The following is a 14,042-nucleotide window of genomic DNA, read 5'->3' as shown; positions in this document are numbered from 1 at the left end:
ACACCTCGCGGGCCGGATGTGGCGCGATTATCTGCTCAAGCACTGGCCAATGATCGGCGTGTCGATGGTGCTTCTTATGATCGAAGGCTCGACGCTGGGCGCGCTGAGCTGGATGCTCAAGCCGCTCTTCGACAAGGTCTTCGTGCAAGGCGAAAGCGATCTGATCTGGTGGGTCGGCGCCGCGATCTTCGGGCTGTTCCTGATCCGCGCCGTGACCTCGGTGGCCTCGCGCACGGTGATGACGAGCGTCTCGCTGCGCACCTCTAGCGATATGCAGATCGACCTGTTCCGGCACATGCTGCGGCTCGACCAGCATTTCTATCAGGCCAACCCGCCCGGCGCGCTGATCGAACGCGTACAGGGCGACACCTCCGCCGTGCAGAACGTGTGGAAGATCTTCATCTCCAGCACCGGGCGCGACGCGGTCTCTCTGATTTCGCTGTTCGGCGTCGCGGTTGCCATCGATCCCGGCTGGACGCTGGGGGCCGTGATCGGCGCACCGCTCCTGATCCTGCCGGTCGCGATGGCGCAACGCTATATCCGCCGCAAGACACGCCAGATGCGCGAAAGCTCTTCCGAACGCGCGACCCGGCTCGACGAAGTTTTCCATGGCATCGCCGCCGTGAAGCTCAACGGGATCGAGGAATATCAGGCGGGGCGTTTCTCCCGTCTGGTGAACGAAGTCCGCATCGCCCAGATCAAGACCACCTTCATCTCCGGCCTCGTGCCCGCGATGATCGACATCATCACCGGGCTAGGCTTCTTCGTGGTGCTGATCCTCGGCGGCCAGCAAATTCTGGAGGGCGAGCGCTCTGTCGGCGATTTCATGTCCTTCTTCACCGCGATGGCGCTGGCCTTCCAGCCGCTGCGCCGCCTCGCGAATTCGGCAGGCGCATGGCAAACGGCGGCGGCGAGCCTTGAGCGGATCTATCGCCTGTTCGACACCCAACCCGCGATTACCTCGCCCGCGCAGCCTGCCGCCCTGCCCGAGACCACGCGGATCGAGTTCGACGACGTGCACCTGCATTACGGCGACAAGCACGTCCTGCGCGGCCTCAGCTTCGTGGCGGAGCCCGGCCAGACCACCGCGCTTGTCGGCCCCTCGGGCGCGGGCAAGACCACCGTGTTCAACCTGCTGACCCGGCTCGTCGATCCCGATAGCGGGAGCATCACGCTGGGCGGCACGCCGCTGAACGCTCTCGGCCTTGCCGAACTGCGCCAGCATTTCTCGACGGTGTCGCAGGATTCCGCGCTGTTCGACGAGACGATCCGCGAAAACGTTCTGCTCGGGCAGCAGGAGGTCGACCCTGACCATATCCAGACCGCGCTCGAAGCGGCCCATGTGACCGAATTCACCGACCTTCTGCAAAACGGCATCAATACCGGCGCTGGCCCGCGCGGCTCGGCGCTCTCGGGCGGGCAACGCCAACGGGTCGCCATCGCGCGCGCCGTGCTGCGCGACGCGCCGATCCTGCTGCTCGACGAGGCGACCTCCGCGCTCGACACTGTCTCCGAGGCCAAGGTCGCGCAGGCACTGGAGGACCTGAGCCAAGGCCGCACGACGCTGGTCATCGCCCACCGCCTGTCGACCGTGCGCAATGCCGACAAGATCGTGGTGGTGGTCGAAGGTCAGGTCGTGGAACAGGGCACGCATGACGAGCTGCTGGCCAAGAACGGGCCCTATGCAGGGCTGTGCCGGATGCAGCTTCTCGATTGAGTTGGCATTCCCGCTCCGGCTGCCTACATGGGCGGGGAAAGGAGACCTCCATGGCCGAGCGCATTCTCTACGAGATCACCGGTGCGGATCGCGAGCACTTCCTGCAAGGGCTGGTGACGAACGACGTGAGCCACGTGAAAGACGGGCTGGTCTATACCGCCCTGCTGACGCCACAGGGCAAATACCTTGCCGATTTCTTCCTGCTGGCGCGCGGCGAGGCGATCGTGCTCGATATCGACGAGAGCATCGCCGAGGCGACCATCAAGCGTCTGGGCATGTACAAGCTGCGGGCCGATGTCGCGATCGCCCCCTCCGATCTGAAGGTCTATCGCGGCACCGGGCCTGCGCCCGAGGGCGCGCTGGCCGATCCGCGCCATCCCGACATGGGCTGGCGGCTCTACGGGGACGAAGCGGGCGATGACGGCACCGATTGGGACGCGATCCGCGTTGCGCATTGCATCCCTGAGACCGGTATCGAGCTGACCCCCGACACGTTCATCCTCGAGGCCGGGTTCGATCGGCTGGACGGCGTCGATTTCCGCAAAGGCTGCTATGTCGGCCAGGAAGTCACCGCGCGGATGAAGCACAAGACCGAGCTGCGCAAAGGCTTCGTCACGGTCGATGTCAAAGGCCCTGCAGAGCCGGGAACCGAGATCACCTCCGACGGGCGCAGCGTCGGGCGTCTTTTCACCCGTTCGGGCGATCGCGCGATCGCCTATCTGCGCCTCGGGCGCGCATCGGGCGAGATGTCGGCGGGTGACGCGGTGGTCACTTATTTATGACCAGCGAGGATCAAATGTTTCAGAAAGCGCAAGCCCCATCCATGCGTTTTACGGAACATCGTGACGCGGAGGAAACGACCGCAAGAAATCCTTCGCAATACGAACGAATTCACGCGATCTGAAGACTATCAATAGAGCACAATTTCAATCACTTAGAAGACAATCTAGGCCTTTGTGCGTTCGCGCTTCGCAAATAGCCGGCCTTGAATTCCAGCGGCACACGCTTACTTCGCGTGCATTGCGATCCCTTGTGAGGGGCCTAGCTTTTGGTGAGCGGCAAAGGTGATATGCGTCAAACGCATACCTGCCATGTGACCCAAGGCATATCGAATCGGGGGCCGAACGGCCTAGATGGCCCTCACGCCAGGAAACGCAAGAGCAATAACAAAGGACGGAAGAATGCGCGATTTCGTTGACGGCTCGGCCTTCAATTACGAGCAGGGCCAACGAGCCCGCAAACTGTTCGCCGCTGTGGTTCTCGCGGCGCTGGATGATGCGATTGCAGACGACAAGAAATACGGCAACGGTCCCGAGCAGATCGCCCGCTGGGCACGCTCGCGCGATGGTCGTGAAGTTCTGTCCTGCGCCGGCATCGATCCGAACGAGCGCGTCGTCCGGGGTTTGATGGAATTCGTCGGCAAAGGTGTCCGCACGTCGGTCGCCCTGTCGCGCGAAGAAAGCGAACGCCGTCTCGCCGCGATTTCGGACGAGCACGAGGCCGAAGCCGCCTGATCCTGTCAGGCGCCACGGCGACAGTTGGATACACAAAACGGCGCGCCCCACAGGGCGCGCCGTTTTGAATTTCTTGGGTGTGTTTTCGCGATGATCTAAGGGGACGTCTTGCGTGCCTTGTCGGTGGCATGAGCTTCCCGGTCGATGCACGCTTTGCTGGCCGCGCAGAGCAGGGCTAAGTCGCTCTCGGGCGTCCCTGCCCGAGCATCTCCACTCAGTCCAGATCGCGGCTCATCAGAGCGCGCTGCACTTCGCGACGCACCATCTTGCGCAGGTTGCGCGTGATCTTCGCACCGAGCGCGCCTTGAAGCTCTTCGCGCAGCAGCGACGACACGAGGTGCCGAAGCTGGGTCTCGGTCATCGATTGCGCCAGCGGATGCAAGGCGGCATCGGGCTGGTCCGATGTGGACGCAAGCTCGGCCTCGAGCGCGGCGATCTCATCCGCCTCGAAATCCTCTTCGAGCGACGCACGAAGCTCCGCATAGCTGGACGTCCGCGACTCCGGCTCCGGGGCACGCGCCCCGGCATCGCTGAGATGCAGGCGACGCGGCGGCGTATCAGCCGCATGCTCGCTAGCCTGCACGAAGTTGGGAGCACTGTCAGCGCCGTCCATCTCCGGCGTGAGATCTTCCCAATCCTGCGCTGCGGTGGCGTCCTGCAGCGACTCAGGCTCAGCCTCGGCCCCCGGCGGCACGTCGAAGCCGATCACGGCCTCGGTCGCGAAGGCCTCATCGTCGATGCTGATGTCTTCCGGCTCGGCCTCTGCGGGAGCGGCGTCATCGAATTCGAGCCCCGCCAGAGGATCATCCTCGGCGCTTTCAAGCGTCTCGCTGGCGATATCCGCGTCACCGTCCGCCTCGTCGGCTTCCGGCACTTGGGGCGCGACAAAGCCGGCCACGTCCTCCCACTCTGCGCTGGTGAAGGTCTGCTCCGGATCGGAGCCCTGATCCCAAACCGGCGTAAAACTTTCGGGCAATTCGGTCAGCGGCGCGGTGCCTGCCGGTTCGAACGCGTCGCCCGTCTCGGATTCGTAATCGGCACCATCGCGCGCCACTTCCGCCTCGAGCTGGGCGAGCGAGCCCTCCAGCCGCTTGAGCTCGTCGTCAAAGCTGCTCTGCGGCAGTTCCGCCTCCGACGGCCAGGGCTCGGCCTCTGCATCATCGAATTCGGGTTCAAAATTCTGCGGCTTGCGACGCGCCTCGGACAGCGGTGCAGGCTCCACCGACTCGGTGGGCGCCTCCGACAGATCGGCCGCGTCATCCTGCGCCGCCTCGGCCTCTTCTTCCGGCGAAACACCCGGCGCGGACCATTCGAGATCGTGGATATCGCCTTTCGACCCCGCATGAGTGTCCGACACGAGATGTGCGGGCGTCAAAACCAGCGGATCGGGCGTCGAGCCCTCCCCTTTCGAAGTCGGATAGCTCTCGGCCACACGCGGGCTGTCCTGCGACACCAGTCGCCGGATCGATGCCAGCACATCTTCGATTTCGGGTCTGGGTCGGGTATCAGCCATGATCTCTCCATCCTGCCGCGCGCACGCGCGCCTGTCCAGCCGTGACGGATCCGAAACTGCGAGGGACACCCGGAGGCTGCGATGCCTGCGCCACAGCGGCGCGGCAGGCGGGCCCGAAAGCCCGCCGAACACCGTTCGGTCGTTACTGGCCGATGGCCTTGAGCACACGATCCAGACGCTTGCCCTGCGGGCTGAGCGTGAGGGGCGCGGTGCGGACCGAGTTGTAATAGGCCGCGGGATCATAGGTCGGAATTCCAAGCTTCAGGTTTTCTACCGTCAACAGACCCATAGCGGACAAAAGTTGATAATAAGCTACCTGCAGAGTGGCCGCAGCGTCGATCCGGCCCGCCTGCGCATCCAGCAGGTCCTGTTCAGCCGAAAGCACGTCGAGCGTGGTGCGCGCGCCCAGAAGCGCCTCTTCCTTGACGCCCTGATAGGCGGTCCGGGCTGCGGTGATCTGCTGGTCGTAAGCCGAAATCTGCGCCTTCGCGATGTCGATCGCCGCCCAGGCGTTGGCCACGTTTTGCGAGACCGTCACCCCGGCCTGGCTCAGCTGCGCGCGGGCCGATTGATCGTTCGCCACGGCCTGACGCTGCGCCGAAAGAAGCGCGCCACCCGAATAGAGCGTCTGGTTCAGCTCGATCCCGGCGGATTGCGTCTGCACGCCCTGCTCTTGCTGGCGCAGGCCAAGCGAACCGGTGATTTTCGGCAGGCGATTGGCGCGGGCGTAATCCACGCCGAGGTCATAGACCGCGACGGTGTGCTGCAGTTGCTTGATGCTCGGATGGGTGCGCAGCGCGATGTCGCGCGCCGCATCTAGCGAGCCCGGAAGCGACGGACGCTTCGGGAAGGCCGCGAGGTTGCTGGGGTAATGGCCAGTGGCCGCCTTGTAGGCTTCGCGTGCCGAGCGCAGGTTCCCCTGTGCCGCAGCCAGCGAGGCGCGGGCGGACGCGAGCTGCGCCTGTGCGAGCGACACGTCGGTCTTCGTGACTTCACCCACTTCGAAACGGTCGTTCGAGGCCTTGAGTTCTTCGTTCAGGACGCGCGCCGAATTCTGGTTGATCGCGACCTGCTCGGAGGCCGATTTCACGTCCGAATAGGCCTGGATCGCCGACAACAGCACGTTTTGCTCGACCGAGCGCAGACCCTCACGGGTGGCCAGCACGGTCTCTTTCTTCATCGAGACATTGATCTTGTTGCGACCGAAATCGAACAGCGTCATCGACGCACCGAGCGAGGTCGAGGCGCTCTGCGAGATCGCCCCCGTGGCGTCGGAATTCAGGTAATCGTAGCTCGCGGTCCACTGCAGGACCGGGCGCAGATTCGCGACCGCCTGAGCGACGTCTTCATCGGCAGCCCGCAGCGCGGCCCGGTTCTGCTCCAGCAGGTTCGAATTGCGATATGCAGAGACCAGCGCATCGGCGAGCGTCTCCGCCCCTGCCGCGACCGGCCCAAATGCGGTAGCCGCGACCAAAGCGGTCATAGTCAGAGTCTTACGCAGCATCGAATGTCCCTCGTTTCCTGTATCGCCGCAGATGCAGGTGTTGTCCCTCTGCCGCCGGGCGCGATTACTTCAAATTCTATCGGCTCAGCGCCCGATTGCATATCCTGCAAAACAGCTAGCCGATTCGATGTGCTCCTCAGAGCACGAATTCACGCGGCTTCACGAACCCCTGGAGGACAGGTGCGGTGCCATTGAAAAGATCGCGCCAGCTCATCGCACCGTCGATCTTGTAACCGATCCGGGCGACCCCGAGGGCGCCTTCCATGAAAATTGCGGTGATCCGGCCGCCTTCTTTGAGTTGCTCGATCAGCGCCGCGGGAATGGTTTCGACCGCCCCTTCGATGAGGATCGCGTCATAGGGGCCGTGCTGTACTGCGCCCTCTGTCAGCGCGCCGGTGACGACGGCGACATTGTCGGCCCCCGCCTCTGCCAGCGCAGCCTCTGCCTGCGATGCCATGTCCTCATCTTCGAGCGCGACGACCGCCTCGGCCATCCGCGCGATCACGGCGGAGGAATAGCCGAGCCCCGCGCCCACATCGAGCACCAGATCATCGGGCTGGATGTCGAGCGCATCGAGCATCTTCGCGAAATTGCGTGGTTCCAGCAGGACGCGGCCCGGCGCCAGTTCGAGATTTTCACCGATATAGGCGGCTTCGCGCTTGGCCGCGGGCACGAATTGCTCGCGCGGCACATGCAGCATCGCCGCGATGATCGGGAATTTGGTCACATCGCTGGGACGGACCTGCGTGTCGACCATCATGGTGCGGCGCGTAGCGAAATCTTGCATGTCGAGAACTCTTCGGTAGCAAACCCTTGTGGCCGGTTTTGCCACAGAAGCAGGGTCTGAGCAAGTTATGCGAGAGGGCCTTCGGACCTGCTCTTGCGCTCAGAGCCGACGTCGCCTGCGCACAATGCGCCAAAGGCACAACTCACCTCTTGCGCGGGCGCTTGCGATACCGTATCTGACGCCAACACCACGGCGGCGAGTTGGCGGAGTGGTGACGCAGCGGATTGCAAATCCGTGTACACCGGTTCGATTCCGGTACTCGCCTCCACTACTTAGCCGAAAGTCGGGGTACTGGTTTACAGGTCGGTTTACAGAACCGATAAAGAATCTGTTTCCCCGGCTGACATTTCAAATGCCCGCCCGTAGCCTGGCGCCATGGCAGGCGAGGATTGGAGTGAGGCGGAAAACGCCGCGATCGTAGCGGAATACTTCGCCATGCTCGCAGACCATCTCTCGGGAACGCGCTACAACAAGGCAGCACACAATCGCAGCCTCCAGTCACAGATCGACAGATCGCGCGGGTCGATCGGCTCTGTTGCACAAATCGTTTGATGGCCGAGGTTCTCCTTTCCCCGGACGGACTTATCCCACAGCTTCCGTGACGGGTATGCCGAGCGCGGTGTAACCGTTCATGATGGCGATGCGGACCTGAAGTTCCGCGATCTGGCGATCGAAGTCCCGCGCCATGAGGCGCTGACCCAGAAGTTTCACGCAGTGCATCTTGGTTTCGACGCGGCTCCGGCGGTGGTATCCGCTCCATCGTCGCCACAGGGCGCGGCCCAGATACTTAGATGCCCGCAGAGTTTCGTTGCGTGCGATAGCGCCAGCGGTGGCGGTCTTCCAAGGCTTCGCATTCCGGCGAGGCGGGATGACGGCATGAGCGCCACGCTCGGCGATGACGTCATGGCATTTGCGGGTGTCGTAGGCACCGTCTGCCGTGACGCTGCCGATCTCTTCATCCTCGGGGATTTGGTCGAGCAGGTCGGGCAGAACCGGAGCATCTCCGATGTTGCTTCCCGTGATCTCCACGGCACGAACCTCCAATGTTTGCTCGTCGACCCCGAGATGGAGCTTACGCCAGACACGCCGCTTTGGGCCGCGATGTTTGCGCGCGTGCCATTCGCCTTCACCCTCAACCTTGATCCCTGTGCTGTCGACAAGAAGGTGTAACGGCCCCTTGGAGCCGCGATACGGAATGTTCACGGCAAGCGTCTTCTGGCGACGAGACAGCGTGCTGAAGTCGGGCACCGCCCATTCAAGGCCGACCAAGCGCAACAAGCTCTCGACGAACCCGGTCGTCTGTCGCAGAGCCATACCGAACAACACCTTCATCGAAAGGCAGGTCTGAATCGCGGCGTCGCTATAGCTCTGCTGGCGACCGCGCCTGCCGGTCGGCGCGGCCTCCCAGCTCATCTCGGGGTCGAACCAGATCGTCAGTGAGGTCGCGACGCGACGCGCTTGAGCGCTTCATTGTAGGATGGCCAGTTCCTGGTCTTGTAGGTCGGGGGCGTCGGTCTGCTCATGCTGGCCAGCTACCACGCTGGATTCACAACATGAATCCCTTCACGGGATTTGTGCAACAGAGCCCTTCGAACGCCAAAACCGAGATACTCCGGCGGCACATTGTCGGTTAGCCATACCCCGTTATCGGCACGGCAGAACACGTAGCCATCACCGTGCATTCTGACAGCTTCGACTTGAAGGACCGTCGGCTTTCCGTGCCTTTTACCGACGCCAGCTGCCGTCGACGGATCGGCCGACAAATGCACTTGTCGACGCCCCCCGGGAAGCAGCCCGGATGCAAAGATCGCATCCAGGCTTTGAGATGCGGTGCCGTGATATAGAAACTCCGGCGGCAAAAGCGGCTGCAAACCAAGATCGACGGAAATCGAGTGACCTTGGGCAGCGCGGATCATGTCTTTTCGAATCGTGAAACGACGCTTGTCATTCGTCTCGACGAGATCTTCGAGTTGCGCGCGGGTCATGCCGCGACCCGCCTTTTTCATCGCACGAAGCAATAGATCGATGCGCACCCACCCCTCAGCATCGAGCGTCACACCAATGTCTTCCGGCGCGTGGCGCAGTATTCGCGCGAGAAACTTGCTCTCTCGGCTCATGTGACTCGACCTCTTTGCTATGGGCTCGAGCATGTATCCTGTCACATGCACATTCACGAAACGAAAACACGCTATCACCGCTTAGAACGCAAAGTCGATTAGAGGCAAGCGCTCACTTTGGATGACTGCACCCCATCGAAAAATGATGCGCCAGCAGCGAACCTGATCGCGTTACAGACAAATCTCCTTCTTGTCGGTAACTGCAAATTCGCGAACCGTATTTCGCATCTTTCACTAACCAACGACCCATAAGCCTGATTATGAAACAGCGGCTCTCGCCTGAGAGCACGAGTGACGCCCCAAGGCCCATACAATGCTTCGGAGAGCCGCCAGTAGGTAAGGGGGGGCGTCGCCGAAGGGGGGAAGCGCTTATTCGCTGCGCTCATCGTGCGTCACCGTTTATGGCCGAACGATGCGTCAGCACCCGAAACAGTGACCCGCGCACCATCCGCCAATCCCGCGCATCTCCGCCTAAATCGTTACTATCCTTGACATTCCATAGACCACCCCGTTCGATTTCCTCGACAAGGTGGTTGCTTCGGGGAGGGCACTGCGATGATCAAACCACATTCGAACCGCGCGTGGCTACTGATGATACCTGCGCTTCTCATAATGGGGTTTGTCGCAGTTCTGCCTCTGGTCGCCGTTTTCAATTACTCATTTCACGACATCTTCACCCTCGACACGGCACTTTGGGTCGGGCCGCAATGGTATCTCGAGATCATCCGCGATCCGAGCTTTTGGGCGAGCCTCGGGCGAAGCGCATTGTTTTCGGCCATCGTGTTGTCGATTCAGGTGCCGCTGGGGATCTGGATCGCTCTCTTGATGCTGCGGATCGGTCACTGGGCGGTGCCGGTGCTGATGATGCTCGCCCTGCCCCTCGTTGTTCCGTGGAACATGATCGCGGGTATGTGGCTCACGCTGATCGATCCGGAGATCGGGCTCCTCGGCAAGGCGATCGCCGCAGCGGGTATTGGCTTCGACTATAAGTTCACCGCGCTGCATACTTGGATCCTCATCGTCGCGGCGGATACGTGGCACTGGTTGGGCCTCGTCGTGATCCTCTCCTACGCGTCGCTGTCGGCGATCCCGGCCTCCTATCGACAGGCAGCGGCGATCGACGGAGCATCCCGGCTCGCGGTATTCCGCCATATCGAATTGCCGCGGATCGCCGGGGCGCTGTCGATCGTATTGCTGCTACGTTTCGTCGACAGCTTTATGATCTACACGGAGGCTTTCACGATTAACGCAGGCGGACCGCAGGGTGCGACGACTTTCATCTCGCTCGAACTGGGAGAAGACATTCGCAGCTTCACCTATGGCCGCGCCGCCGCGCGTGCGATGCTCGATTTCCTGATCGTGCTGAGCGTCGCCTGGGCATTCATCCGCATTCGGGCCGGACGTAGCACCTCGCCGGAGGCGACCCGATGAAGATGACGCGAATGCGCCCATCAATTGCGCGCGGCCTCGCCTTCGCAGCTCTGGCCCTCTTCATCCTGCTGCCGTTCGTTCAAATGGTGCTGTTGAGCTTCACGCTGACGCTGCCGCGCGAGGGATATCGCGAGGGACAGGCGACGCTGATCAACTATGCCACCGTCTTCGCACGCCCCGACCTGCGCGATGCGATCTGGAACTCGCTTGTCTATGTTCTGCTCAACGTGACGCTCTGCCTCGCGGCCGGACTGCCCGCCGCCTATGCGATTGCGCGCTTCCGCTTTACCGGCGATCGCCACATCCTCTTCGCGCTGATCGCCTTCAGGCTGACGCCACCCGTCGTGCTATCGCTCCCGATCTTCATTCTCTTCGCCCATGTCGGGCTGGTGAACAGCCCGGTCGGGATCGCGCTGGTGCATTGCGTGTTCAACCTGCCGATCGCGATCTGGATCCTCGAAAGCTTCATCGCAGCCGTGCCGCGCGAATTCGACGAAACCTGCTTCCTCGACGGCCATTCCTTCCCGCATTTTTTCCTCGGCAAGCTGATCCCGGTGATCGCGCCCGGGATCGGCGTGACCGTCTTCTTCTGCTTCATCTTCTCCTGGGTGGAGGTGGTCTTCGCGCGCATTCTGACGGTCACCGCCGGCAAACCGATCACCATGGCGATCAGCGCGCTGTTCGGCTTTCAAACGGATATCGGTCTGGTAATGGCGATGACGGTGGTCTCGCTGATCCCGGGCGTCGCGATGATCTGGTTCGTGCGCAATCACATCGCACGGGGATTTGTCATACGCACCTGAGGTCGCTCAGAACGCGGCGCGCAGAATGTCGCACAGAACATCTTCGCCCAGTGTCACAGGGTTCGCGGCCATGGAGGAGCTGGACTTCGACAGCCGCGCAATCTCCTCGATCTCATCGGAGTCGACGCCCATCGCGCCAAGCCGTGGCAGCCCCCATTCGTCGATCTGCCGTTCCAGCGCCGTGAAAGCGTCGGTCCACGCAACGGCCAGCCCCTCGCCCAGCCAGTCTGCAACCTCGTCAAAGCGCGCAACCATCGCGGCATCGCTCGCCACGGCGGCACGGTTCGCCTGTAGTACCCCTGGCAGGAGCCGTCCGCAGATCGCGCCATGCGCCGCCCCGCTTTGCCCCCCAATCACGCCAGCGAAACCATGCACCGCGCCAAGGCCTGCATTGCCCAACGCCATACCGCCGAACAGGCTCGCCCGCGCCATGTCGTCTCGTGCATTCGTGCTCTCCTCCGCCATCAGCTGGACAAGCGCATGGATCGCCCGCGGGATCGCATCACGACACAGCGTGTCGGTCAGTATATTCGCGCGGCTGCAGAGATAGGGCTCAATCACCTGCGTCAGCGCGTCCAGCCCCGAGGCCAGCGTAACCGCGCGCGGGCAGCGATCGGTCAGCGCCGGATCGACGATCGCGAGCGAGGCCATCATCCGGTCGTCGCGCAGGCTGACCTTCCGGCGGTGTTCGGGGAACTGGATCACCGCATTGCGGGTGGCCTCCGCCCCGGTGCCGGCAGTGGTAGGGATCGCAATGAACGGCTGCGGCGGCGCGTTCAGCGGGCACCCCTCCCCGACCAGTTCAAAATGCACGATCGGATCGCTCGCGGCAGGGATCAGAGCCGCCAAGGCCTTGCCCAGATCGAGCACCGCACCGCCCCCGACCGCCACGACGCAATCGGGGCGCATCTCGCGCAGCCGCTCGAGCGCATCACGTAGATCGGGATAGCTCGGCTCTCCGCGACTGATTATCACCTCGACCGTTCGGCCCGCTTCGCGCAGAGCATCTTCCAGCGTGTCGGCCCAATCGACCGAGCGTCCGCGCACGAGCGCTACACGCGCCCCATAGCGCGCGATCAGATCGGCGCTCGCATGCCGCTCGTCGCGCCCGAAAAGAATACGGCCGGGAAAGCGCAACGAAAACTCCATCATACTGGACCCACCGCCGCGATAGTGGCCTCGACGGCGCGTTTCCATTCTGCATACCGGGCTTCGCGTTTGGCCTCGTCCATCGCGGGGGCGAAGTTGCGATCGAGCGCCCAGCCCTTCGCGAACTCTTCCGGCTCGGGATAAATCCCCGCCTTGTAGCCCGCGAGCCATGCCGCGCCGAGCGCCGTTGTTTCCAACACTTCGGGCCGGTCCACCGGCGCGCCGAGGATGTCGGACAGGAACTGCATCGCACAGTCCGAGGCCGTCATCCCGCCATCGACGCGCAGGGTCGGGCGGGCGTCATCGGACCAGTCGGCCTGCATTGCCTCCAGCAGATCGCGGGTCTGGAAGCCGACCGATTCCAGCGCCGCGCGCGCGAACTCGGCCGGGCCGGAGCTGCGGGTCAGGCCGAAGACCGCGCCGCGGCAGTCAGGGTTCCAGTAAGGCGCGCCGAGGCCGGTGAAGGCGGGCACGATGATGACGTCTTGCTCGGGGTCGGACTGCTCGGCCAGCGCCTGGGTCTGATCGGCGGCCTCGATGATCTTCAGCCCATCGCGCAGCCATTGCACCACGGCCCCGGCGACGAAGATCGAGCCTTCGAGCGCGTAGGTGACCTTCCCGTCGAGCTGATAGGCGATGGTCGTCAGCAGGCGGTTCTCCGAGCGCACCATCTGATCGCCGGTATTGAGCAGTGCAAAGCATCCGGTGCCATAAGTCGATTTCAGCATCCCCGGCTTGAAGCAGGCCTGCCCCACGGTCGCCGCCTGCTGGTCGCCCGCGACGCCGAGGATCGGGATGTCCGCACCGAACAGGTCGGACTGCGTGACGCCAAACTCGGCGGCGCAATCCTTGACCTCGGGGAGCATCTCCATCGGCACGCCGAGCTTGGCCGCGATGGTCGTCGACCAGCGGCCCTTGGCGATATCGTAGAGCATCGTGCGCGCGGCATTGGTGGCATCCGTCACATGCGACGCGCCGCCCGTCAGTTTCCAGATCAACCAGCTGTCGATGGTCCCGAAGGCGAGCTTGCCCGCCTCGGCCTTCTCGCGCGCGCCGTCGACATTTTCCAGCAGCCAGCGCAGTTTCGTGGCAGAGAAATAGGGATCGACGATCAGCCCGGTGCGCGCAGTTACGGTCTCCTCGAACCCGTCCTCGCGCAGCTCGCGGCAAAATTCGGCGGTTCGGCGGTCCTGCCAGACGATGGCGTTGTGGATCGGCTTGCCGCTCTCGCGATCCCAGACCAGCGTCGTCTCGCGCTGGTTGGTGATGCCGATGCCGGAAATGTCGGAGGCCGAAATCCCGGCCTTCTCGATCGCACCGCGCACGGTCGCCAGCACGCTGTCCCAGATTTCCTCGGCATCATGCTCGACCCAGCCGGAATGCGGGAAGTGCTGCGTGAATTCCTGCTGCGCGCTCGCCACCGGGCGCAGCGCAGCGTCAAAGACGATCGCGCGCGAAGACGTGGTGCCTTGGTCGATTGCCAGAATATAGCTCGCCATGAATCCTA

The 14,042-nt window shown here is 63.1% G+C and carries 11 protein-coding genes, 1 tRNA gene and 1 pseudogene; 6 read left to right on the top strand and 7 right to left on the bottom strand.

The window, feature by feature from the left end; all coding sequences use genetic code 11:
• Positions 1-16: 16 nt before the first annotated feature.
• The 3 genes from ACZ7GB_RS05555 to ACZ7GB_RS05545 all read left to right on the top strand — a co-directional run bounded on the left by ACZ7GB_RS05555 (position 17) and on the right by ACZ7GB_RS05545 (position 3,231).
• The gene (locus ACZ7GB_RS05555) at positions 17-1,717 is read left to right on the top strand and encodes an ABC transporter ATP-binding protein (RefSeq protein WP_472158457.1); all 1,701 of its coding nucleotides are present in this window, start codon (positions 17-19) and stop codon (positions 1,715-1,717) included.
• Between the two features lie 50 nt (positions 1,718-1,767).
• On the top strand, positions 1,768-2,499 hold the full coding sequence (gene ygfZ, locus ACZ7GB_RS05550) for a CAF17-like 4Fe-4S cluster assembly/insertion protein YgfZ (protein ID WP_472157931.1): 732 nt from the start codon (positions 1,768-1,770) through the stop codon (positions 2,497-2,499).
• Between the two features lie 399 nt (positions 2,500-2,898).
• Positions 2,899-3,231: a DUF6280 family protein gene (locus ACZ7GB_RS05545; RefSeq protein WP_075773874.1), complete on the top strand. Its 333-nt coding sequence runs from the start codon at positions 2,899-2,901 to the stop codon at positions 3,229-3,231.
• Between the two features lie 214 nt (positions 3,232-3,445).
• Here ACZ7GB_RS05545 and ACZ7GB_RS05540 read toward each other — a convergent pair whose 3' ends face one another.
• From ACZ7GB_RS05540 to ACZ7GB_RS05530, 3 genes are all read right to left on the bottom strand, one after another.
• Complete coding sequence (locus ACZ7GB_RS05540) at positions 3,446-4,744, bottom strand: hypothetical protein (RefSeq protein WP_472157930.1); 1,299 nt, start codon at positions 4,742-4,744, stop codon at positions 3,446-3,448.
• A 142-nt stretch (positions 4,745-4,886) separates the two neighbouring features.
• Positions 4,887-6,248 (bottom strand): TolC family outer membrane protein, encoded by a 1,362-nt coding sequence (locus tag ACZ7GB_RS05535; protein WP_078542289.1) that lies wholly within the window; start codon positions 6,246-6,248, stop codon positions 4,887-4,889.
• Between the two features lie 136 nt (positions 6,249-6,384).
• A complete protein-coding gene (locus ACZ7GB_RS05530; RefSeq protein WP_472157929.1) occupies positions 6,385-7,035 on the bottom strand; it encodes a protein-L-isoaspartate O-methyltransferase family protein in 651 nt (216 codons plus the stop codon).
• A gap of 194 nt (positions 7,036-7,229) precedes the next feature.
• Here ACZ7GB_RS05530 and ACZ7GB_RS05525 point away from each other — a divergent pair.
• Positions 7,230-7,303 (top strand) — tRNA-Cys (locus ACZ7GB_RS05525).
• A gap of 314 nt (positions 7,304-7,617) precedes the next feature.
• Here ACZ7GB_RS05525 and ACZ7GB_RS05520 read toward each other — a convergent pair.
• A pseudogene (locus ACZ7GB_RS05520) lies at positions 7,618-8,558 on the bottom strand (IS5 family transposase).
• 9 nt (positions 8,559-8,567) lie between these two features.
• Positions 8,568-9,152: an RNA 2'-phosphotransferase gene (locus tag ACZ7GB_RS05515; RefSeq protein WP_472157928.1), complete on the bottom strand. Its 585-nt coding sequence runs from the start codon at positions 9,150-9,152 to the stop codon at positions 8,568-8,570.
• A gap of 555 nt (positions 9,153-9,707) precedes the next feature.
• On the opposite strand from ACZ7GB_RS05515, the gene ACZ7GB_RS05510 reads away from it, so the two are divergent.
• Both ACZ7GB_RS05510 and ACZ7GB_RS05505 read left to right on the top strand, forming a co-directional pair.
• Positions 9,708-10,583: a carbohydrate ABC transporter permease gene (locus ACZ7GB_RS05510; RefSeq protein ID WP_472157927.1), complete on the top strand. Its 876-nt coding sequence runs from the start codon at positions 9,708-9,710 to the stop codon at positions 10,581-10,583.
• A complete protein-coding gene (locus tag ACZ7GB_RS05505; protein ID WP_472157926.1) occupies positions 10,580-11,386 on the top strand; it encodes a carbohydrate ABC transporter permease in 807 nt (268 codons plus the stop codon). The genes ACZ7GB_RS05510 and ACZ7GB_RS05505 overlap by 4 nt, the downstream gene beginning before the upstream one ends.
• Positions 11,387-11,392: 6 nt before the next feature.
• Here ACZ7GB_RS05505 and ACZ7GB_RS05500 read toward each other — a convergent pair whose 3' ends face one another.
• Both ACZ7GB_RS05500 and glpK read right to left on the bottom strand, forming a co-directional pair.
• A complete protein-coding gene (locus ACZ7GB_RS05500; protein ID WP_472157925.1) occupies positions 11,393-12,538 on the bottom strand; it encodes an iron-containing alcohol dehydrogenase in 1,146 nt (381 codons plus the stop codon).
• Positions 12,535-14,034 (bottom strand): glycerol kinase GlpK, encoded by a 1,500-nt coding sequence (gene glpK / locus ACZ7GB_RS05495; RefSeq protein WP_472157924.1) that lies wholly within the window; start codon positions 14,032-14,034, stop codon positions 12,535-12,537. Before glpK ends, ACZ7GB_RS05500 begins: the two co-directional genes overlap by 4 nt.
• Between the last annotated feature and the right edge of the window lie 8 nt (positions 14,035-14,042).

Source organism: Thioclava sp. PTB-PU3-1 (genome assembly GCF_055666785.1).
The sequence above is the reverse complement of the archived record's forward strand: the minus strand, read 5'-3'. Positions and strand labels throughout refer to the sequence as shown.

Coding starts and splice junctions, on each gene's coding strand:
- ACZ7GB_RS05555 (WP_472158457.1), top strand. CDS start 17: ATGTGGCGCGATTATCTGCTCAAGCACTGGCCAATGATCGGCGTGTCG.
- ygfZ (WP_472157931.1), top strand. CDS start 1,768: ATGGCCGAGCGCATTCTCTACGAGATCACCGGTGCGGATCGCGAGCAC.
- ACZ7GB_RS05545 (WP_075773874.1), top strand. CDS start 2,899: ATGCGCGATTTCGTTGACGGCTCGGCCTTCAATTACGAGCAGGGCCAA.
- ACZ7GB_RS05540 (WP_472157930.1), bottom strand. CDS start 4,744: ATGGCTGATACCCGACCCAGACCCGAAATCGAAGATGTGCTGGCATCG.
- ACZ7GB_RS05535 (WP_078542289.1), bottom strand. CDS start 6,248: ATGCTGCGTAAGACTCTGACTATGACCGCTTTGGTCGCGGCTACCGCA.
- ACZ7GB_RS05530 (WP_472157929.1), bottom strand. CDS start 7,035: ATGCAAGATTTCGCTACGCGCCGCACCATGATGGTCGACACGCAGGTC.
- ACZ7GB_RS05515 (WP_472157928.1), bottom strand. CDS start 9,152: ATGAGCCGAGAGAGCAAGTTTCTCGCGCGAATACTGCGCCACGCGCCG.
- ACZ7GB_RS05510 (WP_472157927.1), top strand. CDS start 9,708: ATGATCAAACCACATTCGAACCGCGCGTGGCTACTGATGATACCTGCG.
- ACZ7GB_RS05505 (WP_472157926.1), top strand. CDS start 10,580: ATGAAGATGACGCGAATGCGCCCATCAATTGCGCGCGGCCTCGCCTTC.
- ACZ7GB_RS05500 (WP_472157925.1), bottom strand. CDS start 12,538: ATGATGGAGTTTTCGTTGCGCTTTCCCGGCCGTATTCTTTTCGGGCGC.
- glpK (WP_472157924.1), bottom strand. CDS start 14,034: ATGGCGAGCTATATTCTGGCAATCGACCAAGGCACCACGTCTTCGCGC.